A 23,808-nucleotide genomic window follows, 5' to 3' on the forward strand; every position below is an offset into this window, starting at 1 on the left:
CACCCTCCGCAATCGGATCAATCAGGTGTTCACAAATCGATGACGACATCGTGAATCGGTTGTGAGCAACAAACAAGAACGTTGCCTTCTGTAGGCTTATCGAGCGGCTCCGGTCCGTAGACGACCGCCCCCGAAACCAAACCGCTCTCACAGTTGTGACAAACACCGGTCCGGCACGACCAGCGGACCGGGACGTCGCACGCCTCGGCCAGCTCCAAAATGCTCTGGTAGGTCGACGCCTTCCAGTGTGCGGCGATCCCACTGCGCGCGAACGATACCAGCGGACCTGTGTTGGCGTCGTCAATGGGCAAATGCGGAATTCGCCTCGCTGCGCCGACAACACCAGGAGTCATCGACTCGCTGCCGTTGAAGAGTTCGACGTGAATCCGCTCCGGCGCCACGCCCGAGGTAGCGAGCGCCTCTTTCATGTCCGCCATGAAGCGAGTCGGCCCGCAGAGATAGACCTCCGCCTCTCGTGGGATGCCGACCTCGTCGAAGACTGATCGCGACAGGTGTCCGGTAGCATCGAAATTCCCGCTCATCTTGTCGCTCGAGCCCGGCCTGCTGTAACAAACATAGCTGCGCCGGTTCGTTAGTGTGAGCATGAGGTGGCAGACTTCGGCGGCGAATGGATGATGCTGCCGATCGCGAGCCGCGTGCAGCCACCAGACCTGCCGTGTGGAGCGGACCGCCGCCAGCGCGTGCAGCATCGCCAGAACAGGCGTCGCCCCGATTCCCGCGCTGAGCAGCACCACCGGCCCCTCTCCGGACTGAAGAATAAAGCTTCCGCGCGGCGCGCTGACGTCAAGTGCATCGCCCACTCGGACATGCTCCCGCAGGTAGGTTCCAGCCACTCCATTCGGCTCGATTTTCACGCTGATTCGATAGCGCTCCGTCGAGGGGGGACCCGAGAGCGAGTAGCTGCGAAAAAGCGGCGTGCCTTCTGTGGGCCACGGAAGACGCAAGACCACGTACTGCCCGGGCAGAGCGGTTGGCAGCGGCTGACCGTCCGGGCTTCGCATCGTCAGCGAGAGGACGTCCGCGGACTCCTGATCGATCGCAGTCACCGCGAGCGGCCGAAATCCTGGTGCAGCCGGATGCGCAGCCGATGCCGGCGCGAGCCCCGCGTTACCACTCCCCGGAGCAGTCGTCTGGCTCTGCAGTAACGCCTCAAACGAAGAACGCCATCCGGGCGAAAGCGCCTCGATCCGCAAAGCGCGCTCCATCCGGTCGCGTGGATGATTGGGAGAATAGAGGAGCGCGTTGATCTCTGCGACAGTCATTCGCTCTTCCGCTTCTCCTACCTTCACGATTTCGTCGCCGGCACATACCACGCCTTCCTGCAAGACGCGGAAGTAGAACCCCGGCCGTCCGCTGGATGTCAGCAATGCCGGCATCCTTGGCTCGTTCATCCGTATGCCGACGCGATAACAGGTAACGCGCGGCTGAGTAACCTCGAACAGTGCGTTGCCGATCTGATAACGGTCGCCGATGCACACGGCATCGTCGGGCAATCCTTCGATCGTGAAGTTCTCGCCGAACTGTCCGTGGACGACGCCGGTCTTCTTCAGGTGCTCCTGCCAAAATCGATAGGATTCGATCTGGTAGACGAAGACGGCGCGCTGCTCACCGCCATGTCCGGCCAGGTCGCCTTGACCGTCTCCCTCTAAATTCAACCGGCCCACCCGACAGCGGCCACGCACTGGATCCTTCCAGATCGCGGTGTGCACAGTGCGCCCCTTCCACTCGATGTCGCGCGGAAGTCCGACATTCACTGATAGTAGTCGAGCCATGTCCCTCCACTCTGGTGAGGACCGGAACCCCGCTTAACCGCCCGCAGCCGCTTCGGGCGCGCCGCCGGGTGCTCGCTCAAGGCCACTTCCAGGGCGGAGCACTTCGTCGACGGTGAGGTCGCGATCGGGGCCATGCGGAATCACCGTCTGACCCGGCTCAAGATGGAGCTGCGTGCCGTCGAGATGTACCGAGATGATGTCCGGCTCGAACGACACCAGGTTAGTAATGCGGCCGACCCCAGGATAGGCGTCAGGATACGACCATGCTGCCAGACGCACGTCACCGATGTTGTACAGGATCTGCCTGCCTGTTGTCACATGGTTGTCGCCTCCGAGGTTGTCACGGACGGCGCGAAAATCGTCAACACTCACATGTATGAACCGCGGACTTCCGGCAACTTCGCCAGCGGTCCGCACAAAGCAAGGTTTTGAGGATGATGGTTCTGAATCTGGGTGAAACGAAGGATGCAACACACCCACAAATCGGCGGATAGGGTGCTATTGCACCCGTATCAAACCCACGACCTCTGTCTTTTCTGGGGTCACCCATGATCTAAGGTATTTAGGATCATGGCGGGGACGACGGGGCTCGAACCCGCGACCTCTGCCGTGACAGGGCAGCGCTCTAACCAACTGAGCTACGTCCCCAAAAGAGGTAATCTCTTGGATGTTGCCTGCGAGGTTCACCTCACACGCAACACTTTTGAGTGTATCGACTCCGCGCCGTACGGTCAAATCAAACGCCATCCTAATGCGGCATCTTGCTCCAAACGAACAGCCTGCATTGCATCTCGCTCTCTGGTCTCATACACTGAACATGGTTCTTGAGCGCAGCGATGGGGCGGTTAGCTCAGTTGGTTAGAGCGCCTGCCTTACAAGCAGGATGCCGGGGGTTCGAGTCCCTCACCGCCCACCACTTCGCTCTTTCAGCCTGAGCAGTCGTCTTATCCCATCACACCTCACCCTCATGTCCTGCCGCCTCATCATTAATGCGGACGACTTCGGCCTAACCTCCGGAATCAATCGCGCCATCGAGCAGCTACACCGCGCCGGCGTTCTCACCTCGACAACCCTCATGGCCACCGGCCCCGCCTTCGACGAGGCCGTCGCCATTGCCCGTGCCAATCCATCTCTCGGCGTCGGCTGCCATGTCGTCCTGACCGACGGCGTCCCCGTCTCGCTCCCCGAGACCATCCCGACTCTTCTCGGCCCCGACGGAAGAACCTTCCGCCCCTCCCTCATCGACTTCGTTCAGGCCCTTCTCCGAGGCAAAGTTCGTGAGGAAGAGATCGAGCGCGAGGCCCTCGCCCAGATTCAGAAGCTTCAGCGCGCCGGCATCGACGTTACCCACGTCGACACCCACAAACACACTCACCTCTTCCCTGCCGTGGCGCGCCCGCTTCTCCGCGTCCTCGAACACACCTCCATCCCGGCCATCCGCAATCCGTTCGAGCCAGAGTTCACACAGAGACTCGCTCACGCAGGCTTCAAGCGCCGCCTGCAACTCTCGCTTCTCAACCGGCTGAGCCCGGCCTTCGAACGTCACAACCAGCTCCGCCACGCCCATATCCTCACCACCGATGGGACCCTGGGAGTCTCGGCCACCGGCAACGTCAACCCCGCCACGCTGTCGCAGCTCCTCGCGAACCTTCCCGGCTCCGGAATCTTCGAACTGGTCTGTCATCCCGGCTACAACGACGCCGACCTCGACCGCATTAACACCCGCCTTCGCACGCACCGCGAGATCGAGATGCAGGCGCTCATGTCCGCTATTCCTTCACGACTTGCGCAACCAAACCCGCCGGGGCTCATCAATTACGGTAACCTCGGAGCGCTGCCGCAGATCGAAAAGCATCTCTAACCGCAGAGCCGTCAGGAGCCTTATGAAGATCGGCATTACCTGCTATCCCACCTACGGCGGCAGCGGAGTGGTCGCCACCGAGCTCGGCATCGAACTCGCCGCACGCGGCCATCAGATCCACTTCATCACCTACTCTCAGCCCTTTCGCCTCACCGGCCGCGAGGCCAACATCTTCTTCCACGAAGTCACCGTCACTAACTACCCTCTCTTCGAGCACCCGCCCTACGACCTCGCTCTCGCGACTCGCATGGCCGAGGTCGCCGAGTTCTACTCGCTCGACCTGCTGCACGTCCATTACGCGATCCCTCACTCTGTCAGCGCGCTGCTGGCCAAACAGATGCTTGCCGACCGCAACCGCACCCTCCCCATCATCACTACGCTGCACGGCACCGACATCACGCTCGTCGGCCTCGACCGCTCATACCTTCCCATCACGCGCTTCGGGATCATCCGCTCCGACGGCGTCACCAGCATCTCCGAATACCTGTGCGATCGCACCCGGGAGGCCTTCAACGTCACCTCGGAGATCGCGGTCATCCGCAACTTCGTCAACTGCGACGTCTACGTCCGCAAGCCCGAGCTTGTCGCCGCCATGCGCCCCCGATTCGCGCAACCCAATGAGCGGCTTCTCGTCCACCTCTCCAACTTCCGCCCCGTCAAGCGCGTGCTTGACGTCATTGAAGTCTTCGCCCGTGTCTCCCGTGCTCTTCCTGCGCGCCTCATGCTCATCGGCGACGGCCCCGACCGCAGCCTCGCCGAGCATCTTGCCCTGCATCACGGAATACAGGATCGCGTCCACTTCCTCGGCAAGCAAGACAACGTCAACGAGCTTCTCCCGCTTGCCGACCTCATGCTCATGCCTAGCGAGATGGAGTCCTTCGGCCTCGCCGCCCTCGAAGCCATGGCCTGCAGCGTCCCGGCCATCGCCACCCGCGTCGGCGGAGTCCCGGAGCTCATCGATGACCAGATAAACGGCCTGCTCTTCGAAGTGGGCGACGTAGACTCCATGGCCGATGCAGCCGTCAGACTACTCCTCGACCAAACCCGCCTGAACGAGCTAGCAACCGCCGCGCGCAAGACAGCACAGGACCGCTTCTGCGCCTCACGTATCATCCCTCTCTACGAGGACTACTACCGACGCGTCATCGATCGCACGTAGCCCACCACGCCACCCGCCCCGTAATCCTCTACGATCCCCAGCCTGAACCAACGCCGCCAGCGACCCTCCGGACAACACTCCCCATCGCGTTCGTCGCCGCCTCAATCACCTGCCCGCCGTGCGGCCAGCTTTCAGCCGCATGCAGAATCGGCATCCGCAGCGTGACCTTCGTTCCGCGCCCTGGTCTGCTGTTCACCTCTACAGTTGCCAGATCGCCATACTGCACCTGCATGCGTTCGCGTACGTTCTTCATGCCGATGCCGGTCCCCGAAGGCGTCTCTCCGCTCACTCTCGGAATCGGAGGCCGATCAGGCTGTATCCCTACGCCGTCGTCTTCCACCTCAATCATCAGCATGCCGTCATTCATAATCCTGCTGCGAAGCGTGACCGTTCCTCCGCTGATCCTCGGCTCCAATCCATGCTTGATGCTGTTCTCAATCAGCGGCTGAAGCAACATTCCCGGCACCACCACATCCAGCGTCTCCGGAGCAATCTCCTTCACCACCTTCAGCTTCTCGCCAAACCGCACCACCTCGATGTCCAGATAATCATCAGTGAAGGCCAACTCCTCGTGAAACGGGACAAACGCATCGCGGTCCTTCAGAAGCACGCGCAGGATATTCGCGAGCTTCACAATCATCTCGCGCGCCAGCTCCGGCCGCGACCGCACCAGCGACGTAATCGAGTTCAACGTATTGAACAGAAAGTGCGGGTTGATCTGCCGTTGCAGCGCATCCAGCCTCGCCTCCAAAAGCAGCCTCTCCTGCTCCTCCAGCTTCCGCTCGACCCGGATTGCATTCCATATCTTCAGTGGAATCCCCACCACAATGGGAGCGGTCGCGCAAATCAGCAGCTCCACCCACCACTCGTCCGAGTGCAGAGTGAAGTACCTCTTCGGGTAGAACCGCGCCAGCATGCTCGTGCACAACTGCATGCCCGCAATCAGCACAAGCAGCAATACCTGCCTGTCCAGGTGTGGACGCTGCAGATTTCGCGTCACCCACCGGTAGATGCTCAGGTCGATCATCGGCGAGAACGACCACACATCCTCCGGGTCGGCAAACCTGCCAAAGGTCCCTGCCACCGCAGCCACCGCAAGATTCACCGGCAGGGTCCAGTACTCATGGTGAAGCAAGGCCGGAAGCGCCAGCGCCGCCCCGCCCGCCATTGCCGACAGTGGCCCCACCAGGACTCCCAGCAGAATCGTCGTCTCGAACGAGAGATCTGCCGCCAGGAAGTTCGACACCGTCGTCCGAATCAACACTCCGAGCGTCAGCGGAACGCAGATCATCGCCACCAGCGCCACTGTCCGTTTCGGAGATCGCCGCGGCTCCAGCATCAGGTTCTTGAAGGTGTTCGACCGCACCAGCGAGCTCGACACCGCCGCCGCTACGCCCAGCTTCACCAGCAGCGTAACCAGGATCAGAGATTGCGGGATATTGGCCACACCACTACTTTACGCCTGCTCCTCTACCCGCTTGCATCCAACCTGTGCCTGTTGAATCTAATGCTTGTGAGCCCTTCTACCGTAGAAACGTATAATCGCCCCATGCCTTTCTCGTCCGTCCGCAAGGTAGCCGACGCTGACTTTCCCACCCGCTGGGGACACTTCCGCATCCTCGGCTTCGAGGGCGTAAGCGACAACCCGGAGTCCTGCAACGACAACGTGCCCGCCCCTACCAGCCGTATCGAAGGGGTCGTCGCGCTCGTCATGGGCGACATTCACTCTGCGCCCCCCATCGTCCGGATTCACTCCCAGTGCCTCACCGGCGATGTCCTTCACTCCCTGCGCTGCGACTGCCGCCAGCAGCTCGAGCTTGCCCTTGCCACCATCACCGAAGCTGGCTCCGGCATCCTTCTCTACGAGCAGCAGGAAGGCCGCGGCATCGGCATCATGGCTAAGCTCCGCGCCTACGAACTCCAGGACCAGGGTCTCGACACCATCGAAGCCAACCTCGAGCTCGGCTACAAGGCCGATTGCCGCCAGTTCGAGCTCCCCGCCGAGATCCTCAAGCAGCTTGGTGTCGAAGCTGTTCGCCTCATCACGAACAACCCCGCCAAGGTCGAGGCCCTCGAGCTCGCCGGAATCAAGGTTGCAGAGCGCATCTCCGCCATCGTCCCCACCGAGCCTACCAACGAGCGCTACCTCCAGACCAAGCGCGACAAGATGGGCCACCTCGTCGGCTAATCGGCAAAACCACTTCCAGCGATGTCCGAATCTAGACTCTCCTCAAGTCACGTATCCGCTTGAGGTGTATCTGTTTATCTCTCTCAATTGAATAGGGAGTAAACTCCAGGTCTGTCAGCTTCATCAGACCAGATATCTTCGGTTTGCACGAATGAGAGGCTCCCGCATGGCACTTCCCCGTCGCACCCTCCTGATCGGCCTCGGCAGCATCCTCGCACTCATCCTCCTCGCCATTCTCTCCATCCCGCTCTTTCTCAACGCCGACAGCTTCCGCACCCGGATTGAATCGGCTCTGACCGCCTCCCTCGGGCGCAAAGCGACGCTCGGCAAGCTCGATCTCTCCGTCATGTCCGGCAGTCTTGTCGCCCAGAACACCACTCTCGCCGACGACCCCGCGTTCAGTACGCAGCCCTTTCTGCAGGTGTCCCGCCTCAAAATCGGCATCGAGATGATCCCGCTTATCTTCAGCCGCGAAATCCACATCACCGGCTTCGTTCTTGACTCGCCGAAGATCATCCTTCTCCGAGCCGCCGGCAAATGGAACTACTCCACTATCGGCAGCGCGCAGCAGAACACCTCAGCCAACAAAGAAGCCGGCACCATGGTCCCCAACCTCACCGTCGGCCGCGTCACCATCACCAACGGACAGATAACCGTAGGCGTCACGCCGGCTCCCGGCGCGGCCGCCACGCCTCGACGGACCTACGACCAGCTCAACCTCGACGCCAAAGACTTCTCCTTCGACAAATCCTTTCCCTTCACCGCCTCCGCGCACCTACCCGCTGATGGAACCGTCTCTCTTAGCGGCAATGCAGGTCCCATCAACCCAAAGGACGCCTCCCTTACCCCCTTCACCGCACATCTCGAGGTCAAGCACCTCGATCCTCTCGCCGCAGGCTTCGTCGACTCAACCGCCGGAGTCACCGGAATCATCAACTCCATCGACGTCCGGGCCAACTGGAACGGCCAGAAGCTCCACGTCGCCAATCTCCTCGTCGACTCTCCCAAGCTCACCCTTGTCCGCTCGAACACCCCCACGGCAGCCACGCCGCCGCCCGCCCCAAACAGCAACGACATGTTCAGCACTCTCACGGCCGACCATCTCCAGATCAAGGACGGCACCCTCACCATCACAACTACCGGCCAGGCCACTCCAGCCGTCTACCAGCGGCTCAACGCCGAAGTCAGCAACATCTCCCCCACCGCCCCCTCGCCCTTCAAGCTCAGCGCACAAATCCCCGGCGGGGGCTCCCTCACCGCGGACGGCACCGCGGGCCCCATCAATCAGGCCAACGCCTCAGCCACGCCGCTCAACGCCCACGCCGTCCTCAATCACCTCGATCTCACTTCCAGCGGAGTGGTCGCTCCTGACGCCGGCATCAGCGGCCTCGCCAACATCGATCTCAAAGCTCTCTCTGATGGCAAGACACTCAACGCCAACGTCTCTGCAAACGTGCAGGGTCTTCGTCTGGCGAAGAACGGCTCACCCTCACCCAAACCCGTCGATGTGCAGCTCAGCGTCGCGCAGAATGTCCAGGCCCTGACTGGTCAGATCCAAAGGGCCGTCATTACGATCGGTAAGGCTCTTATCAACACTACCGGCACCTACCAGACAAGCGGGCCGACCACAGCTCTTAATCTCCGGGTCAGCGCTCAATCCGTCCCTATCGACGAGCTTGAAGCCTTTCTTCCCTCGGTTGGCGTCCATCTACCGAGCGGCTCGCGGCTTCAGGGGGGAACCCTCACCACCAACCTCAACGTAACCGGCTCTTCCGCCGCCCCCATCATCAACGGCCCGGTCCGGCTCGATAACACCAACCTCGCCGGCTTCGACCTCGGCTCCAAACTGTCCGCTGTCACTGCACTCACCGGGGCCAAAACCGGCTCAGTCACAGCCATTCAATCCCTCAGCACCAATCTTCACATCGAGAACGGCAACGTCCGCACCGACAACGTCTCCCTCGTCGTTCCTGCTCTGGGTTCGGCGACAGGAGCTGGGACCATCTCCGCTGCCGGAGCGCTCAACTATAACGTCATCCTCAAGCCCACCATCCTCTCTGGAGGAGGCCGCGGAGGCGCCACCAGTTCCGCCGGTGCAGGAGGCGTCGCCGGCCAGCTCCTGGGAATGATTCCAGGAGGTGCGGCCACCGGTGCTGCCGGCAACATCACCGGAGCAGCCCTCAAGAACGGAATCCCCGTTCAAATCGGTGGCACCACCTCCAACCCCACCTTCGCCCCGAACATGGCCGGACTGGCCAGCAGCGCCGCCAGCAGCTACCTCGAAGGAAAATCCAGTTCAGGCAAATCCAACAGCACGACCGACTCCCTCACCAACGCACTCGGCGGCCTGCTCGGCAAGCACAAATGACACACACGTCTTCATAAACCAGCCAATCACAAGTGATACTCTTTCGGCCTGGAAAGAGCCGCTATGATGCTTCGTCTTCTCACTCGGTTTGTCTTTGCAAGCTTTGCCGCGCTCCTGCTCCTGACATCCTCAGCCCCGGCTCAGACCGCTGACGCTCTTAACCAAATCAAAAAGATTTACGTCGACTCCTTTACTGGAAAACTTGGCGGCCCCGAACTAAGGGAGGCAATCATCAATGACCTGCGCAAGAACCCCGCACTCGAAATCGTTCCCGATCCGGCCCACGCCGACGCCGTGCTCAGAGGAACAGGAGAGATCTGGGTCCGTGCCTACGTCTCTGTGAGCCCGCGCGCAACCAATCAATACCCGGTCTACGGAGGCTACCTCTCAGCACAAATCACCGGCAAGGACAGTGAGACGCTTTGGTCGTATCTCGTAACCCCAAGCAAATCCTCCTCCAGCATCCGGCAGGACCTCGCTAACCAGGTCGCCAAAAGAATGCTTGCCGCTCTTCACGACAGCACAATACAGCCATCCCCCGATCAACCAGCTCAACACTTAGGTCTTACCCTCAAGGTCGCCGGAGCTACCTTCCCCGCGCCTCTCTATCAGGCGTGGTTCGTCTCCTTCCAGCAGCGCCATCCCCGCCTCGTCATCACCTACGACGCCATCGGCTCGGAGGCAGGAATCCAGCAACTCCGCGACGGCAAACTCACCTTCGCCGCATCCGATGTTCCACTCTCGCCTGCCAGAATGGCGCAGATGCCCACCGCAATCCTCCAATTCGCGACTGTTCTCGGTGCGGTGGTTCCCGTCTACAACCTTTCCAACGTCGGCCGAGATCTCCGTTTCACCCCAGACGTACTCGCCGGCATTTACATGGGCAAGATCCGCCGCTGGAACGACCCCAGAATCACCGCCATCAATCATCACGTCACACTGCCCGACCACGAGATCGTCGTCGTCCATCGCTCCGATGGCGGCGGCACAACCTTCGCCTGGACCGACTTTCTCAGCAAGACCAGCCCCGAGTGGAAAGCCTCCGTCGGCAGCGGGACCACAGTCAATTGGCCCGTGGGCAAAGAAGCTCGAGGTAACGATGAAGTAGCAACAGCAGTCGCCAGCACACCCGACTCCATCGGTTACACAGAACTCAGCTTCGCTATCCAGCGCGAGCTGAGCTACGGAACCGTCCGCAACGCCGCTGGCAACTTTGTTCAGGCAAACCTGCTTACTCTCGCTGCCGCAGCTAACATCTCCCGCAACGAAAGCAGCATCTACTCCCCTCTCACCAACGCCTCTGGGAAGGACGCCTACCCCATCACCAGCCTTACCTGGCTGCTCATCCCCGAGTCCATGCCCGATCCTGCCACAAAATCAGTCGTCGCCGAGTTCCTCGAATGGATGCTCACCGCGGGCCAGAAAGAATGCTCCGCTCTCGCCTACAACCCCCTCCCCAAAGAGATCGTCAATAGCGAGCTGCAACTCCTGGCAACCTTCAAATCGAAGTAGTCTTCTGCACGACTCCCCTCAAGGCCTTCACTGTCGTCACAACCTGCCCCACATGCCGCTGCGTGTGGTCCGCGCAGTGCACCAGCAGCCCTCCAACCGTCGTCGGCAGCATCTTCTTCCCTACTCCACGTGCCTCTTCAAAACTGCCCGGCATGATCTTCAATACCCGCGTGACAGCAACCTCAATCGCCTCAGCAAACTCCATCAGCGCAGCTTCACGACCGGCTCCGGGTTCCATCTCCGACCTCAGCGCCTTCAACTGCCGCTCGCTCAACTGTTGCCCCTCTGCATACGTCAGTAGCCGGTCAAGCGACCGCGCAATATGCCGCAGATGAAACCCCACCGAAGTCAGCCCCATTGGCCGAGCCTCGATCTCTTCGTCACTCAGCCCCTCAGACCACCGCGTCATATCCTCAGCCGCCAGCTCCAGCGCATGGATCACCCCGCGCCTCATCGCGTCTACCTCCGTCCGCGTCCCTCGCAGCCACGGCTCAATCTTCCGCTCCTCCATCAACCAACACCTCCATCCTCTCCACTCGAAAGTCGAAGCACCCCGCCTCGAGGTCGCGCACCAGAACATACCGCACAGCCGCGTCCTCGAATATCTCACGCAACACCATCTCGTGATTGCCTCCGGCCGCCGTGCGCTGTATCAGCAGTCGCTGCTCGAAGTCATATCCATCCATTACCGCAGGATATTGCAGCAACTGTCTCGGATACCCCGCCATCTCGTCATACCGCTCGCACCCCTCCGTATGGATGAAAACCGGCCCCGGAGCAGGCACCGGCGCGACCATATAAAACGGGTTGCACGTAAACAGCGTCCGCATCTCCTCGCCCACGCGAAACGGCCGCAGGCAATGCCGGCAAGGCCCATACCCGTTCGCCAGTTCGGTAAACGCCGGGTGCCCATATCCCGGCGACCGCTTCGTCTTCAGCACTTTCTTCACCGTATCCGTCGATAACGCAATCACTCGAATCTCAGTCATCGCTCACCTCCGCGGCCATCACCTCCAGCCGCTGAAGCAAGTCTCGCGGAACCCCGCCAAACCGACACTCCGCAAAGTTCCCCCAAACTCAAAGCCCTTTGCTCCTGCGAAACTCCTGCACAATCTCACCCACATCTCTGTGCTGCCCATCCACCGCATCATTCATCGCTCGCACCTCATCCGTCGAAACCCTCCCCGCAAGTCGATCCATCGCCACCTGAATCCCCGGATGCTGCCGCAACGAATCCTCTCTCACCAACGGCACGGCCTCATACGGGGGAAAGTAGTGCTTGTCGTCTTCCAGCATCACCAACCCCAGCACCCGTATCGGCCCATCCGTCGAGTTCCCTGCCACCAAATCCACCTGTCCCGAAGTCAGCGCCCGATATAGCAGCCCAAGATCCATCACCCGCGGAGCCCCGGCAAACCTCAACCCATAAGCCGCCTCCAACCCGCGCAACCCATCCGGTCTCTGCTCAAACTCATACCCCACCCCAAGCCGCATCGCGCCGGCATGCGGCGCCGCATCCGAGATCGTCCTCAGTCCCCACCGCCTCGCATCCTCGCCGCGCACCACCATCGCAAACGTATCCTCAAACCCCAACCCCGGCTCCACCCGCACCCCATACCGCTCCGCATACAACTGCTTCACCGTCACAAACACCCGCGCCGCGTCGCGCTGCCCAACCGGAGGCAGCGGCTGCTTCAAAATCGCCGTCAGCGCAGTCCCCGTGTACTCCACATACCCATCGATCCTGCCGCTCACCAAAGCCTGCTGGCACAGATAGCTCCCCGCCAGATAAAATCTCCGCTCCACTGACTGCCCGGTGACCGCCTCAATCTCCTGCGCCAGCAGCTCCCCCAGCACCACCTGCTCAGTAAAATTCTTCGCACCAATCACCACCCGCGAAGACCGAGGAGGAGCACAAGCCACACAGAGCAGCAACCCAAGAATCCCAACCTTGTGAAAAATTCCGCGTCGTCCCCGAGCCGCTGACTCGCTAACTTGCTGACTCGCCGTCTCGCTCTTCATGCCCGCCGCACCGTCACGCGCCGCTCCACCCATCCCAGCCCAGCATCCGCCACCAACGCCAGCAGGGCAGCGGGAATCGCCCCCGCCAGCACAAGCCGGTTATCCACGCTGGCCACCCCACGAAAGATAAGCTCCCCCAGCCCACCTGCCCCGATCGCCGCCGCAATCGTGGCGATTCCCACGCAAGTCACGGTAGCCGTCCGCACCCCAGCCAGAATCACGCTCGCCGCTATCGGCAGCTCCACCTTCACCAGCCGCTGCCACCCCGTCATCCCCATCGCATTCGCGACATCCACCAGAGCCGCATCCACACTCCCGATTCCCGCATACGTATTCCGCAGAATCGGCAGCAGCGCATATCCCGTGAGCGCCACAATCGCCAGCCTGGCTGCATTCTCCCCCAGCCACGGCACCGGCAGCAGCAGCCCGAACAGCGCCAGACTAGGCACCGTCTGCACCACATTCGCAAACCCGATTACTGGCCCCGCCAGCCTCTGCCTCCGCGTCAGCAGAATTCCCAGCGGCAGCCCGATCCCCACCGCAAAGAGCATCGCGCTTAGTGTCAACCAAAGATGCTCAAAGGTCAGCCGCCCGACCTCCCATCCATGCAACTGGATGAAGTCCATCACGCTGTCACTCCGCGATGTACCGCGGAAACATAATCTTTTACATGAGGATTCTCGGACTCCAGAACCTCCCCCGCGGGCAGGTCGGCAACCACCTGTCCACCCTCCAGAAAAATCACCCTCTCCGACAGATAAAGCGCCTCGTTCAGATCGTGCGTCACCAGCACAACCGTCTTCCCCACCCGCTCCAGCAGGCTCTTCAGCATCGTCTGCATCTCCGCCCGGGTCAGCGGATCCAGCGCCCCAAACGGCTCATCCATCAGAAGCACCGCCGGATCGTTCGCCAGCGCCCGGGCCAGCCCCACCCGCTGCCTCTGCCCTCCTGAGAGCTGCCACGGAAACCTCCCGCGGTACTCCGCAAAGTCCAGCCCCACCAGCCCCAGCACCTCTGCCACCCGAGCCGCAATCTCCCCGTTAGTGCGACCCGCCGCCAGCGCTAGCGCCAGCCCGGCGTTCTGCTCCACGGTCATGTGGGGGAACAGCCCCGTCTCCTGGATCACATACCCGATCCCGCGCCGCAGCTCCACCGCATCAGACGTCGCGACGTCCCGGCCCCCAACCTTCACCTGACCCGAGGTCGGCCTCACCAGCCCATTTACCATCCGCAGCAGAGTCGTCTTGCCCGACCCGCTCCGCCCCAGCACGGCCGTCGTCGTTCCGGCAGCCAGCTCCAGCGAGACATCGCGCAGCAAAAAACGCCCATCGGCCAACGTGTAGCTCACCTTCGCGAACTCAACGCCGGCCATGGGCATCTTCCCTGCTCGATAGATTGATTGTCGCTACTCGACCACGCCCGAAGGAGTCTCCGCCGTAACCGGAGCAGCAGGCTCCGTCCCCGGCTGACCCTTCACCCTCACCACCGTGATCTTCTCAAACCCTTCCTTGAAGGTAGGAGGCTTCAGCCGCTCCGCCATCTTCTGCATCACCTCGTCGGTCACGGCGCGGTCGCGCTTGCGGTTCCGCTCCATGCACACGGCCAGCGGCACATCGAAGAAGACAGCCTGCACCTCGTACCCGAAGCTCTTGGCCATCTTGATCCACTGCCTGCGCTCATGCGGCGAAAGGTTCGTGGCGTCCACGTAGTTCCACGGCATCTTGGCAATCAGCCTCGCGCGCAGCAAACTCCGCAGCGTCGAAAACACCAGCCCCTGATACCGCTGTTCTGTGATGTCGTCAAACAAGATCGACCGCAGCATATCGCTCGACAGCGGAGTCACTCCGCGCCGCTTATACCAAGTCGTCTTCCCCGATCCCGGCAGTCCAATCGCCAGCACCACGTATCCCTTCGGCGACTTCACCGCCGTCGGCTCTGCCGGAGGAGTCCCCAGCGACTCAGGCTGCGTCTCCACCACCATCTTCGGCTCCTGGGCCGGCTCAGGGGCTGGCACCGCAACCGCGACGGGCTCCTTCTTGGCTTCAACCACCGGTGGCAACTCAGGCTCCGCGGCACGTGCCGGCGGTGCATCAGGATAGGCCGGTCTCAACGGAGCCGGCTGGTTCGCCGGGAGCTCCTGTCCGCTCTTCCCCGTGGACTCCGAATCGTTCGGCCCACGTCTAGGACGTCGTCTCATCTTTTCGCGCATCCATTCGCGCAGTTCGCGCATATGTCGCTTGTAACACAGCGTATAAGCCTGTCGCAAATCTGAGGCACTTCCGCCGCCGCGAGATTCTTCCCTCCTGGGCGCCAAACACTGATGTGATAGATTCCCCTTGGCAGATGTGCAGCCTGCCCACCCGCGTTCTAAAATTGAATCAACGCACTCAAATAATTGGTTCAACGCACTCAAACAGACAGGAGCAACCGTAATCATGGCTGTAAAGGTAGGTATCAACGGCTTTGGCCGTATCGGACGTAACGTCTTCCGCAGCGCCCTCGGCAACCCCGAAATCGAATTCGTAGCCGTAAACGACCTCACCACCCCGGCCACGCTCGCCCACCTTCTTAAGTACGACTCCATTCTCGGCAACCTTCCTAACAAAATCACCCACGGCGCCGACTGCATCAACGTCGACGGCAAGCAGATCAAGGTCTTCGCTGAGAAAGACCCGTCCAAGCTCGACTGGGCCAGCGTAGGCGCTCAGGTCGTCGTCGAGTCCACCGGCTTCTTCACCGACGCCGAAAAGGCCAAGGCTCACCTCGGCTCGACCGTCAAGAAGGTCATCATCTCCGCCCCTGCCACCAACGAGGACATCACCATCGTCCTCGGCGTCAACGAGGGCAAGTACGACGCGTCCAAGCACAACGTCATCTCCAACGCCTCCTGCACGACGAACTGCCTCGCGCCCGTCGTCAAGGTCCTGCACAACGCCTTCGGGATCCAGTCCGGCATCATGACCACGATCCACAGCTACACCAACGATCAGGTCATCCTCGACACGCCACACAAGGACCTCCGCCGCGCCCGTGCCGCCGCGCTCTCGATGATCCCCTCGAGCACCGGCGCCGCTAAGGCCCTCAAACTCGTCATTCCCGAGATGGACGGCAAGCTCGACGGCTTCGCAATCCGCGTCCCCACCCCCAACGTCTCGGTCGTCGACCTCACCTTCGTCACCGAGAAGCCAATCGACGTCAAGACCGTCAACGCCGCCCTCAAGGCCGCAGCAGACGGCGAGCTCAAGAGCTACCTCGGCTATACCGACGAAGAGCTCGTAAGCTCCGACTTCAAGGGCAACGCACTCTCCTCCATCGTCGACTCCAAGCTGACCAAGGTCATCGGCAACACCGGCAAGGTCGTCAGCTGGTACGACAACGAATGGGGCTACTCCAACCGCGTCAAAGACCTCATCCTCTTCCTCGTAAAGAAGGGCCTCTAAGCAAGTCAGATTCTCCCTAAACGCTCGTCATTCTGAGCGAAGCGAAGAACCCCCGCATTTTGCTCGAAGCGGCAAGGTTTTTCGCTTCGCCACTTAAACTCCAGTCTCCAATCCTGCGCTTGTAAAATAGAGAAGGGGTTCCATGTGCGACGAGGTCGATAAAGACACAGGAACCAAGGAAGAACGGCTCGCCAGCATTCGCTACTGGCAAAACCGAACTGCTGCAGAGCGCTTTGAAGAAACATGGAGGCTCAGCGTCGAGGCTTATGGAATGCCACAGGGCAGCCTACGCGATGGACCATTTCGCATCATTCGTCGAACGAAGGGCGGCAAGGAGGAAGTGGTCCGAGAATGGAGCGGGCCGAATCCTTTGCGCCATGCTTCGGAACAAACTCCAGATTCAGAACGACGATGAAACCGTGCTCATGCGGAGGAACAAATGAAAACTGCCGTTGGTGCTCGGGTTCAGGCCAAGTCCCCGATCAGCAACCGATCCCTCCACAGCGTCCGTCAGGTAGTGATTACCTAGTTGGGCCGTATGTCAGCGAAAACCGCGTCGTTATCAACTATGATGATCATGGAAATCGAATCGAACCTAGCTACGAAGTAAAAGCAAGCGCGCCTCCGTTGACTTGGGACGAACAACTTACAAGAATTTTTGTAGTCGTTCGCAAAATTCTATTCTGGATAGCGGTTTACACAGCGCCAATCTTGATCGCAATGCTTATCCGTTCCCTCTTCTATCGCTAAGCGACAGAACATGTATCAACTCTCAAATAAACCCATGACTCGCACAAACATCCCAGGCACATCCCCCTACGAGCCCATCATCGGCTTCTCCCGCGCTGTCCGCCTCGGCAACCACGTCCACGTCTCCGGCACAGGCCCTGTCGGCGCTGACGACGGCGACATCACCCAGCAGACCGAGCAGTGCCTCAACCTCATCGCCACCGCGCTCAAGAACGCCGGCTCCTCCATCGAGCACGTCTACCGCACCCGCATGTTCCTCACCCACACCTCCGATTGGGAGGCCGCCGGGCGCGTCCACGGCAAATTCTTCTCCATCATCCGCCCCGCCGCCACAATGGTCATCATCAAAGAACTTCTCAATCCCCACTGGCGCATCGAGATCGAAGCCGATGCCTTCATCCCCGAACAGTAGCGCAACATCACAAAACGCGCCTGCAGCGTTTGCCTCTGAGTACAATCATCCCGTCTCATGCAGACGCCTGCCGACCGCCGCCCTCAACTCGTCAAGGCGATCTCACTCTGCTGCGTCATCGCCGGCACGCTCGACATCGCCGACGCGCTCATCTTCTACGGCCTCCGCGGCGCCCCTCCCATCCGCCTCCTGCAGAACATCGCGTCCGGCATCCTCGGCCGCGCCGCCTTCTCGCAAGGCCTCCGCACCGCCATCCTCGGCCTGCTGCTTCACTACTTCATTGCAACGACCGTCGCCACCATCTACATCCTCGCCAGCCGCCGCCTCCCTCTCATGAGCCATCCGTTCCTCTTCGGCGCTCTCTATGGCATCGCTGTCTACCTGGTGATGAACTACGTCGTCCTCCCGCTCTCGCGGATCGGCCCGCGCCCCACACCTCCGCTCATCCCCCTGATCAACGGAGTTGCCGCGCTGATCTTCTGCATCGGCATCCCGGTCGCTCTCATCGCCCGCCGCTACGCATCACCCGCTAACTAATTTCCCAGCCGGCATCGCCCCCACGCGCGCTCCAAGCCGCTATCATTTCCTTACAGATAAGTTCATCTTTTGTAACCCAGCAAGAAGGAACTCGAATGTCGAAGATGTCCATCCGCGATCTCGATCTCACCAACAAGCGCGTCCTCATCCGTGTCGACTTCAACGTCCCCCTCTCGGCCGACGGCAGCGACGCTGCACCGCGCATCACCGACGACACGCGCATTCGCGAGACCATCCCCACCATCGAGTACGCTCTCCGCCGCAAGGCCCGCGTCATCCTCTGCTCTCACCTCGGCCGTCCCAAGGGCAAGGTCGTCCCCTCCATGAGCCTCCGTCCCGTCGTCGATCGCCTCCGCGAGTTGCTCGACCACGTCATCAACGACGAAGAGAACGTCGCCTTCTCCCCCGACTGCGTCGGCGAGATCGCCACCGAGTTGGTATCCAACCTTGAACCTGGCCAGCCGCTCCTCCTCGAAAACCTCCGCTTCCACGCCGAGGAAGAAAAAAACGACCCCGATTTCGCCCGCGAGCTCGCCTCGCTCTGCGACATCTACATCAACGACGCCTTCGGCAGCGCGCACCGCGCCCATGCCTCCACCGAAGGCATCACCCACTTCGTCCCCGTCTCCGCCGCCGGCCTGCTCATGGAGAAGGAACTCGTCTATCTGAGCAAGGCCGTCGCCGACCCGATCAAGCCCTTCGTCGCCATCATCGGTGGGGCCAAGGTCTCCGACAAGATCGAGGTCATCGATAGCCTCCTCGACCGCGTCACCTCGCTGATCATCGGCGGAGGCATGGCTTACACCTTCCTAAACGCCCAGGGCCAGGCAACAGGAAAGTCATTGGTCGAGACCGACAAGATCGACGTTGCCAAGGCCGCGCTCGCCAAGGCCAAGAAGAACGGCGTCAACTTCCTCCTCCCCGTCGACCACGTCCTGGCCGACAAGTTCGCGCCCGACGCAAAGACACAGATCTTCTCCGGCAAAGGAGCCTTCCCCGCCGACTGGATGGCCCTCGACATCGGCCCCGCTTCCATCGAGCTATTCAAAAAAGAGATCGCCGACGCCATCACCATCGTCTGGAACGGCCCTATGGGCGTCTTCGAGATGCCCGCCTTCGCCAAGGGGACCAACGCCATCGCCAAGGCCGTAGCCGCCAACCACGACGCCACCAGCATCGTCGGCGGCGGAGACTCAGTCGCCGCGGTCCAGAAGTCCGGCGTAGCCAGCAAGATCACCCACATCTCCACTGGAGGAGGAGCCTCGCTCGAATTCCTCGAAGGCAAGACCCTCCCCGGAGTAGCTGCACTCACCGATAAATGAAGTCCTATAGCTATAAATCGCTGGCGCTTGGCGGCATTTTGCTCTTCTTTGGACTCGCGCCTCCTGTGTTTGGCCTCGATGATGCCAAAGTCGCCCAGGCAAAGTACGACGCATTGAAGGCTAAGGTACAGGGTGGTGACCTCAACATCGATTGGCGTGAACTACGACTGGATGCAGTCGTTGCGGACTTCGACGGTTTATTTGACTGGCACAAGGCAAACAGCGATGGTGTCGCCGCATTCAACGCCGGCGATTACAACAAGGCGCTTCTCAAAGCGCAGGAGATTATCCAGCACGACATCGCAAATGGCGATGGACACTTCCTGGCAATGGTGGCGCTGAAACACCTGGGAAAACAAGACGAAGCAGCTCACGAAAAACTGATCGTGGATAAAATCCTGCAATCCATTCTGAGTTCCGGCGATGGCAAAACCGCCGACACGGCGTGGTTCACGGTAAGCACCACGGAAGAATATTTCGTCCTCCGGCTTCTTGGCCTGTCTCTAAAGTCGCAAGCCCTGGTCAAACGGGGAGGACACTCCTTTGACCAGATGACTGTAGTTGGCCAGGACGGCAAGGAGATGACCCTCTGGTTCAATACCGATACAGATATCGAATTGACCCGCAGAGCCTCAGAAGGACCTTAGCAATCGAAGCTACCTGATCACGACATGCGCAGACCCCTCATCGAATCGGCATGGTAGTCCTCTGCACGAGGCAGTAACCGCCACGATAATCGATTCTGCTTCACAGAAAAAGCATCTAGATGGAATACTAGCCTGCACATGCGAAAGCCGATGATCGCCGCCAACTGGAAGATGTACAAGACCCCCAAAGAGTCCCTGGCCTTCCTCGACGAGTTCCTTCCGCAGGTCGAGAGCCACACCGCCAGCGAGATCGCCATCTTCCCCACCATGTCCTCGCTCGGCTACGTCATCGAGGCCACCCGGGGAACGTGCGTGACCGCCGGCGCGCAGACCATGCACTGGCTCAACGAAGGCCCTTACACCGGCCAGACCTCGCCCACCATGCTCGAAAGCATCGGCTGCACCGCAGTCCTCATCGGCCACTCCGAGCGCCGCATCTACGCCCACGAGACCGACGACATGGTCAACCTCAAGCTCAAGGCCGCGCTCGACCACGACCTTATCCCCATCGTCTGCGTCGGCGAAACCTTCGACAAGCGCGAGGCCGGACTCACTGAAGCCGTCCTGCGCTGGCAGGTCGCCGTCGCGCTCAACGGCATCCAAGGTGACCTCTGCGGCAAGCTGGTCATCGCCTACGAGCCCGTCTGGGCCATCGGCACCGGCAGCGTCGCGACGCCCCGCCAGGCCAATGAAGCCCACGCCATCATCCGCCATGAGGTCGCAGTCCACCTCGGCCAGCGCTGCTCCCAGAGCACACGCATCCTCTACGGAGGCTCAGTCAAACCCGACAATGTCGCCAACCTCATGGCAGAGCCTGAGATCGATGGCGCGTTGGTGGGCGGCGCCAGCCTTCAGCCCAGGTCTTTCCTCGACATCATCCGCAACGCCACCGCGTAGCCTTTACCGAACCACTCCCACCTGCTCCATCGGCCAGTACACAAACGCAGCCTTCCCATAGATCAGGTCACGGTCCACCGGACCGAAGTCGCGGCTGTCGCTCGAGATCGACCTGTGATCTCCCATCACGAAATACTCATCCGGCGGAACCGTCATCTCCGGTTGCGACCGGTCGTCCTCAAACTGCGCCGGCACATACTTCTCCACCAGCTGCTTGCCATTCACATACACCCGCCCATGATCGATCCTCAGCTCATCACCCGGCAGCGCAATCACCCGCTTGATATAGCTCTTCTCATGGTCGTGTGGATACAGAAACACCACCACGTCTCCGCGATGAATCTCTCCCACCCGGTACGCCATCTTGTTTACAAACAGCCGGTCCTGATCTTCGAGCATCGGCAGCATGCTCGTGCCTTCCACTCTCACCGGCTGGTACAGAAACACAATAATGAAGGTCGAAACCGCAATCGAGACTACCAGGTCGCGCACCCACGAGTGCACGCTGTTCCGTCCAGGGGCAGACCTCTGCTCCGGCTCATTCGCGGGCGGCTGCTCGCTTCCCTGACCGTTCAAACCGTTCTGTTCTTCCACACTCATTTAGACGCGCTAACCTCCCCTTTCGGTGCGCCTTCCAGCCCTAAACCCGGCACCAGCATCTTCCCATCCAGCCCTGCCGGCGACCACGCCTCCACAATCGCCTTCGCCAGCCTGCCAATGGTTACTTCACCCTCATTATCTGCCGTCCAGCTCTTATCTTCATTGTCGTACGTAAAGATCGAGATCACCATCGGCCCCGTCTTTCCCGCCACAATGGCCACGTCATTCCGAACAGCATTCAGGCTGCCCGTCTTGCTGGCAATCCCCGACCCCGTCTCGCTCGCGTCCAGCTTCTCCAGGTACCGCGGGATCGTATTCCGATAGAACTGGTTTCGCAGCATCGTCAGTGCGACCTGACAGATCGCCGCATCGCCCGGCTGAGAAGCCTCGCCCGGAGCCCCCAGCTCGCACCGCCCGATCCGCTCCATCGCCATCTCCATCTCGCGCGGAGTCGTCTTGCCCAGCCCGAACTTAGGCTGATCGGCAGGCATCGGCCCAGACGCCGGCTTGCCGATCTTCTTATACAGATGCGTATCCTTCAGGCCCATCCATGCGATCCGCGCGTTCACCGCGTCTACACCAAACCGGTCGATCATCAGGTTCGTGGCCGTATTGTCGCTCAAGACCACCATCAGCGTCAGCACATCCTTCAGGGTCAGCGTCTGCGGAGCGTCCAGAAACGCCAACACTCCCGACCCGTTCACCCCATCTCCCTTGGCCAGCGTGATCTTCTCGTCCCACCGCGCCTTGCCTGCACGCACCTGCTCCATCGCCTCAAACAGGATCGTCAGCTTGATCACCGAGGCCGTTTGTACCGGCGTATTCTCGTCGATCCCTACCGTATGCCCGGTGTTCAATTGTTTGGCATACAGGGCCACATGCCCGTGGTGCGCCGCCGCCAGTCCCTTCAGCTCCATCTCAAGCCGACTGTCCTGTCCGGCGATAATCGCAGGCTGCTGAGCCACTCCCTGGGCCTGTGCAGCAATTGGAGCCCCCAGCAGCCCCGTCAGCATTACGAACGCAGTAACTCCCGTAACCACCCGACGACCGGCAAAGATGTCTCCCATAGGATTAGTCTTACAGAGAACCCTCACCCCGCAAAGCAGAAAAAGATTTCTGGTCTATCCAGCCGACTCCTGCTATACAGAGTCTGGGGATCATCGAGCATTCCACCCCCCTAGACGCAAAGCTTTCCCTACGCATCTAAGCCCAATGGGACTAGAATGTTCATAGGAGATGACAGAGCGAGGCCTGGCAGCGACGTAGCGCAGGATCTCGCCGAACGAATCGCGCAAGGAACCTTATGGCCACTCTAACCATGCTCGAGCAGGCATCCCCCTCCAAATCTGCCCCCCTCGAAGACCTCCTGGAGAGGCTCACAACAGAGACCCCAAACACCGCATCCGAAGGCCTCGACACCAAGTCGGCCATCGAGATCGCGCGCATCATTAACCACGAGGACGCCAAGGTCGCCGCTGCAGTCAAGAAGGCGCTGCCGGAGATTGCTCTCGTGATCGACACTGTTGCCCGCTCGCTCCGCGACGGAGGACGCCTTATATACGTCGGCGCAGGCTCGTCGGGCCGCATCGCCTCGCTCGATGCCTCCGAGTGTCCGCCTACCTTCTCCACCGCTCCGGCTCAGGTGCAATACATCATGGCCGGCGGACCTAAGGCCTTGGCATCGGCCTCCGACGTCAACGAGGACTCTCCCGAGATCGGCCAGCGCGACATCGCCCGCCGCCGTCCAACCCGCAAAGACATCGTCATCGGCGTCTCTGCCTCTGGCCGCACGCCTTATGTCGTCGGTGCAGTCGAGTACGCACGCGCCCGCGGTGCCAAGACTGCCGCTGTCACCTGCAACCTCAACACTCCGCTCTCGACCGTCTCGGATATCACCATCGTCGCCGAGGTTGGCCCTGAGGTCATCTCCGGCTCTACGCGCATGAAGTCTGCCTCTTCCCAGAAGATGATCCTCAACATGATCACCACTGGAGCCATGACGCGCCTCGGCTACGTCTACGACAACCTCATGGTCAACGTGCACATGAAGAACGCGAAGCTCGTCGAGCGTGGCATCCGCGTCCTCATGAAGGTCTGCAAGATCGACCGTGACACTGCCATCCGAACCATCAAGTCCGCTGGCAAATCCATCCCGATCGCTGTCGTCATGCTCAAGGCCAACGTCGACAAGATGGAAGCCGTCCGCCGCCTCACCAAATCCGACGGCAACGTCCGCCTCGCCATCGAGGACTCCCGCCTCGAACTCTAGCCTTGAGTCTCCGGATTACCGGAGCATCCTT

At 60.8% G+C, this 23,808-nt stretch carries 24 protein-coding genes and 2 tRNA genes; 14 read left to right on the forward strand and 12 right to left on the reverse strand.

The genetic code is table 11. From position 1 onward, the window contains the following. Positions 1-29 precede the first annotated feature (29 nt). From OHL16_RS04945 to OHL16_RS04955, 3 genes are all read right to left on the reverse strand, one after another. Positions 30-1,793, reverse strand: coding sequence for an MOSC and FAD-binding oxidoreductase domain-containing protein (locus OHL16_RS04945; RefSeq protein ID WP_263365949.1), 1,764 nt, complete (start codon positions 1,791-1,793; stop codon positions 30-32). 33 nt (positions 1,794-1,826) lie between these two features. Continuing rightward, positions 1,827-2,165: a DUF427 domain-containing protein gene (locus OHL16_RS04950; protein ID WP_263365950.1), complete on the reverse strand. Its 339-nt coding sequence runs from the start codon at positions 2,163-2,165 to the stop codon at positions 1,827-1,829. A gap of 199 nt (positions 2,166-2,364) precedes the next feature. Beyond that, a tRNA-Asp gene (locus OHL16_RS04955) sits at positions 2,365-2,441 on the reverse strand. Between the two features lie 191 nt (positions 2,442-2,632). On the opposite strand from OHL16_RS04955, the gene OHL16_RS04960 reads away from it, so the two are divergent. From OHL16_RS04960 to bshA, 3 genes are all read left to right on the forward strand, one after another. After that, positions 2,633-2,709 (forward strand) — tRNA-Val (locus OHL16_RS04960). Positions 2,710-2,760: 51 nt separating this feature from the next. Further along, positions 2,761-3,654: a ChbG/HpnK family deacetylase gene (locus tag OHL16_RS04965; protein ID WP_263365951.1), complete on the forward strand. Its 894-nt coding sequence runs from the start codon at positions 2,761-2,763 to the stop codon at positions 3,652-3,654. Positions 3,655-3,676: 22 nt separating this feature from the next. After that, positions 3,677-4,813: an N-acetyl-alpha-D-glucosaminyl L-malate synthase BshA gene (gene bshA / locus OHL16_RS04970; RefSeq protein ID WP_263365952.1), complete on the forward strand. Its 1,137-nt coding sequence runs from the start codon at positions 3,677-3,679 to the stop codon at positions 4,811-4,813. A gap of 28 nt (positions 4,814-4,841) precedes the next feature. On the opposite strand, the gene OHL16_RS04975 is transcribed toward bshA, so the two are convergent. Beyond that, entirely contained in the window at positions 4,842-6,260 is a 1,419-nt protein-coding gene (locus OHL16_RS04975; protein ID WP_263365953.1) for a sensor histidine kinase, read from the reverse strand. A 102-nt stretch (positions 6,261-6,362) separates the two neighbouring features. Between OHL16_RS04975 and ribA the strand changes: the two genes are divergently transcribed. From ribA to pstS, 3 genes are all read left to right on the forward strand, one after another. Beyond that, positions 6,363-7,001 carry a GTP cyclohydrolase II gene (ribA, locus tag OHL16_RS04980; RefSeq protein WP_263365954.1) on the forward strand — a complete coding sequence of 213 codons (639 nt, stop codon included), beginning with the start codon at positions 6,363-6,365 and terminating at the stop codon, positions 6,999-7,001. A 166-nt stretch (positions 7,002-7,167) separates the two neighbouring features. Next, complete coding sequence (locus OHL16_RS04985) at positions 7,168-9,369, forward strand: DUF748 domain-containing protein (RefSeq protein ID WP_263365955.1); 2,202 nt, start codon at positions 7,168-7,170, stop codon at positions 9,367-9,369. A gap of 63 nt (positions 9,370-9,432) precedes the next feature. Then, complete coding sequence (gene pstS, locus OHL16_RS04990) at positions 9,433-10,881, forward strand: phosphate ABC transporter substrate-binding protein PstS (RefSeq protein ID WP_263365956.1); 1,449 nt, start codon at positions 9,433-9,435, stop codon at positions 10,879-10,881. On the opposite strand, the gene OHL16_RS04995 is transcribed toward pstS, so the two are convergent. The 6 genes from OHL16_RS04995 to OHL16_RS05020 all read right to left on the reverse strand — a co-directional run bounded on the left by OHL16_RS04995 (position 10,868) and on the right by OHL16_RS05020 (position 15,100). After that, on the reverse strand, positions 10,868-11,392 hold the full coding sequence (locus OHL16_RS04995) for a DinB family protein (RefSeq protein WP_263365957.1): 525 nt from the start codon (positions 11,390-11,392) through the stop codon (positions 10,868-10,870). The genes pstS and OHL16_RS04995 overlap by 14 nt on opposite strands. Then, positions 11,373-11,870: a DUF1203 domain-containing protein gene (locus OHL16_RS05000; protein WP_263365958.1), complete on the reverse strand. Its 498-nt coding sequence runs from the start codon at positions 11,868-11,870 to the stop codon at positions 11,373-11,375. The genes OHL16_RS04995 and OHL16_RS05000 overlap by 20 nt, the downstream gene beginning before the upstream one ends. Positions 11,871-11,958: 88 nt before the next feature. Continuing rightward, entirely contained in the window at positions 11,959-12,936 is a 978-nt protein-coding gene (locus OHL16_RS05005) for a glycine betaine ABC transporter substrate-binding protein (protein ID WP_263365959.1), read from the reverse strand. Beyond that, positions 12,900-13,529, reverse strand: coding sequence for an ABC transporter permease (locus tag OHL16_RS05010; RefSeq protein ID WP_263366234.1), 630 nt, complete (start codon positions 13,527-13,529; stop codon positions 12,900-12,902). Before OHL16_RS05010 ends, OHL16_RS05005 begins: the two co-directional genes overlap by 37 nt. After that, on the reverse strand, positions 13,529-14,281 hold the full coding sequence (locus OHL16_RS05015) for an ATP-binding cassette domain-containing protein (protein WP_263365960.1): 753 nt from the start codon (positions 14,279-14,281) through the stop codon (positions 13,529-13,531). The genes OHL16_RS05010 and OHL16_RS05015 overlap by 1 nt, the downstream gene beginning before the upstream one ends. A 27-nt stretch (positions 14,282-14,308) precedes the next feature. After that, positions 14,309-15,100, reverse strand: coding sequence for an AAA family ATPase (locus OHL16_RS05020; RefSeq protein WP_263365961.1), 792 nt, complete (start codon positions 15,098-15,100; stop codon positions 14,309-14,311). A 238-nt stretch (positions 15,101-15,338) separates the two neighbouring features. On the opposite strand from OHL16_RS05020, the gene gap reads away from it, so the two are divergent. The 7 genes from gap to tpiA all read left to right on the forward strand — a co-directional run bounded on the left by gap (position 15,339) and on the right by tpiA (position 20,908). Next, positions 15,339-16,343: a type I glyceraldehyde-3-phosphate dehydrogenase gene (gap, locus tag OHL16_RS05025; protein ID WP_263365962.1), complete on the forward strand. Its 1,005-nt coding sequence runs from the start codon at positions 15,339-15,341 to the stop codon at positions 16,341-16,343. Positions 16,344-16,485: 142 nt separating this feature from the next. Further along, positions 16,486-16,758 (forward strand): hypothetical protein, encoded by a 273-nt coding sequence (locus OHL16_RS05030; protein WP_263365963.1) that lies wholly within the window; start codon positions 16,486-16,488, stop codon positions 16,756-16,758. A 369-nt stretch (positions 16,759-17,127) separates the two neighbouring features. Further along, complete coding sequence (locus tag OHL16_RS05035) at positions 17,128-17,505, forward strand: RidA family protein (RefSeq protein ID WP_263365964.1); 378 nt, start codon at positions 17,128-17,130, stop codon at positions 17,503-17,505. 57 nt (positions 17,506-17,562) lie between these two features. Beyond that, positions 17,563-18,042, forward strand: a complete 480-nt coding sequence (locus tag OHL16_RS05040) for a DUF1440 domain-containing protein (protein ID WP_263365965.1) — start codon at positions 17,563-17,565, stop codon at positions 18,040-18,042. Between the two features lie 95 nt (positions 18,043-18,137). After that, entirely contained in the window at positions 18,138-19,364 is a 1,227-nt protein-coding gene (locus tag OHL16_RS05045) for a phosphoglycerate kinase (protein ID WP_263365966.1), read from the forward strand. After that, positions 19,361-20,011, forward strand: coding sequence for a DUF4919 domain-containing protein (locus OHL16_RS05050; RefSeq protein ID WP_263365967.1), 651 nt, complete (start codon positions 19,361-19,363; stop codon positions 20,009-20,011). Before OHL16_RS05045 ends, OHL16_RS05050 begins: the two co-directional genes overlap by 4 nt. Before the next feature lie 138 nt (positions 20,012-20,149). Next, positions 20,150-20,908, forward strand: a complete 759-nt coding sequence (tpiA, locus tag OHL16_RS05055; RefSeq protein ID WP_263365968.1) for a triose-phosphate isomerase — start codon at positions 20,150-20,152, stop codon at positions 20,906-20,908. Positions 20,909-20,911: 3 nt separating this feature from the next. On the opposite strand, the gene lepB is transcribed toward tpiA, so the two are convergent. Next, entirely contained in the window at positions 20,912-21,508 is a 597-nt protein-coding gene (lepB, locus tag OHL16_RS05060; RefSeq protein ID WP_263365969.1) for a signal peptidase I, read from the reverse strand. Then, positions 21,505-22,575, reverse strand: coding sequence for a serine hydrolase (locus OHL16_RS05065; RefSeq protein ID WP_263365970.1), 1,071 nt, complete (start codon positions 22,573-22,575; stop codon positions 21,505-21,507). Before OHL16_RS05065 ends, lepB begins: the two co-directional genes overlap by 4 nt. Before the next feature lie 236 nt (positions 22,576-22,811). Between OHL16_RS05065 and murQ the strand changes: the two genes are divergently transcribed. Then, on the forward strand, positions 22,812-23,777 hold the full coding sequence (gene murQ / locus OHL16_RS05070) for an N-acetylmuramic acid 6-phosphate etherase (protein WP_263365971.1): 966 nt from the start codon (positions 22,812-22,814) through the stop codon (positions 23,775-23,777). Positions 23,778-23,808 lie beyond the last annotated feature (31 nt).

The organism is Edaphobacter bradus, from assembly GCF_025685645.1.
Taxonomy (GTDB): domain Bacteria; phylum Acidobacteriota; class Terriglobia; order Terriglobales; family Acidobacteriaceae; genus Edaphobacter; species Edaphobacter bradus.